2 protein-coding genes and 1 pseudogene are annotated in these 2219 nt (G+C 40.3%); 1 reads left to right on the forward strand and 2 read right to left on the reverse strand.

All coding sequences use genetic code 11. The features are described from left to right. Positions 1-81 precede the first annotated feature (81 nt). Positions 82-438, forward strand: a pseudogene (locus ACYVG7_RS04295) (ISAs1 family transposase); the annotation flags it as partial. A 4-nt stretch (positions 439-442) separates the two neighbouring features. On the opposite strand, the gene ACYVG7_RS04300 reads toward ACYVG7_RS04295, so the two are convergent. Both ACYVG7_RS04300 and ACYVG7_RS04305 read right to left on the reverse strand, forming a co-directional pair. After that, positions 443-772, reverse strand: a complete 330-nt coding sequence (locus tag ACYVG7_RS04300) for a hypothetical protein (protein ID WP_460881999.1) — start codon at positions 770-772, stop codon at positions 443-445. A gap of 98 nt (positions 773-870) precedes the next feature. After that, a complete protein-coding gene (locus ACYVG7_RS04305; protein ID WP_460882000.1) occupies positions 871-2133 on the reverse strand; it encodes a WYL domain-containing protein in 1263 nt (420 codons plus the stop codon). Positions 2134-2219 lie beyond the last annotated feature (86 nt).

A 2219-nucleotide genomic window follows, 5' to 3' on the forward strand; every position in this document is an offset into this window, starting at 1 on the left:
TACAACCAAGAGCCCAACAGTGCAAAATCCTGGTTATCGGGTGGGGTGAAAATAGTCAACAACACGTAAAGGGAACAGCGCCTGGCCATTGGCTACCGCCGAGATAGCAAGGGCAACGAGTCACTGGAATACCGTTATTACATCAGCTCTGCGGCACTGACCGAAGAGCAGTTCGCCAAAGGCGTGCGCGGTCATTGGGGGATAGAAAATCAGCTGCACTGGGTACTGGACGTCACGATGAAAGAAGATGCGTGCCCCATCCATCGTGGCGACGCGGCTCAGATATTGGCAACAGTGAGACATATGGCGCTGAATATGCTGCGAGCGGAGAAAGGCAAAAGCGCCAGTATCAGACGCAAACAAAAGATAGCCGCCATGAATAGCGACTATCTGGAACAAGTCATTGTGGCTGGAATTACAGCGGTGAGTGAAAAATGAACACTCATGCTCTCACCCTGAGGTATTCACCGGTAATAATTTCATTGCATTTAAATACATCTTTTTTATGGTTGCAAAAACCCATGTTTTCTATGTCAGCGATGACGCTACAGCTTGGATAGCGAGTTTTGGCATCATTGAATTTAGTAAACATTGATTGTTTTATACACGCCATATATCGTTCATCAGCAGAATAAAGGTGAAATGTTGGGAGTTCTATTTTTTTACACTCAGGGTATTCTTCTAGTAATCGATCTGTGTTAATTGAAACAAGATTGCAACCAGACAGAAAAACCACAGAAAAAGTGGCGCAAATAAACATTGAGTTATGCATTGGCGTTTAATTCTCCTGGTAAAACGCATTTAAAATTCATGTTCTTTTTTAATGAAGAAGACATTGTGAATAACAAAAAAGCCTGTTCTCTTTGCTTTTTATTCATCCTCGTAAGCTTTTTTAGACCGTTCAGTATTCTCTCGCGCTTGATAAGCTGGTATAAGGTACTTTAAGTTGTTTTTAGTAAAAAAATCATCTCGATCACTATCATGGAATACCATAGCAAAACCAGAGCCAGGATAGTAGTTTTCAGGAAAACAGATCCTGTCAAATCTAAATAATCGTTCCGCAAATCTTAACAAGCAAAATCCTTTTAGATAATGAACGCCATTTTTAATGACATGTTCAGCTTCAATAATATTCCGCTCCGTTCTCACATTATTAGCATCAATATAATTAATTTTCACTCTTGACTTATTCTTACTAAATGGCGAGCAAAACCAACTGACATAGGTTTCGTTAAAATCAACATGGTAAGCATCTCCCCTAATATTGGGTAGCTTAACTATTGTAATAAACTCGATGCAAAACAACGAGTGGATCACGGTTGTTCTTATATATCTAAGACTGGGGTCGTCATCCGAATCATTTGGAATAAGATCATTGAAAACACCCCAGTTAACCTCACCTGCTGCAATTTTATCCATTAACATTTTATGAAGGATGTGAGCATCATGGGCTGTATATAGGCCACAAACACCGCGGTTGTTAAATGGGTAAAGAATATTTAAAAAATCACGGCCTTCACTCTCCATGTCATGAATGGAATTTACAGCCATATAAATTAAATTGCACAGATGCAAAACAAGATTGTCGCAATGGGGAATCGTCGAAATATAGGGATGGCGGAGCGTTCCGAAATCAAATTTTTCCCCTTGCATCACTAAAAAATCACGAGCCCCATCTGATGATGCCGCCCGAAAATTAATGTAATAGAAATCTTCATGCTTAATAGCCATCGCTTTGGCAAGAGCTACCATATCTGAGTGTTCTACTTTCTTTGTTTTTGCGTTTACAATTGGATCTATTTTTTTCTTTGAATTATTCGGGGTTTTCTTTGGTTTTTTGGTGGATGCTAACCCTATAAATAAAATTATTGGAATGCTCGCTAATAAAATCTTCCACAACACAGGATCTAGGCTGTTTTTATTATTTTCAAGGTCGAAATTGTTCACCGTTCGCTTGTATTCGCGAACCTTCGCCAGGAATTGGCGTTTTTCATTGCCTGAAACGTTCTTGGTGTACTCATCGTAGAACTGTCCATCTGTGCTACGGTATGCATTGACGTTGCGACCATGGATCGTGAACGAGACGGCCAGGATCTTCGCAGCATCGTCGCTATGATCCTTGTCGAATAGCACACGAACATGTACAGAACCTTAAGCGGCAAGCGAATTAATAATACCGTCTAACGTGTTGTTTTGCTTGGATTTTCTCTGCCTACTCT

The organism is Pseudaeromonas pectinilytica, from assembly GCF_054780855.1.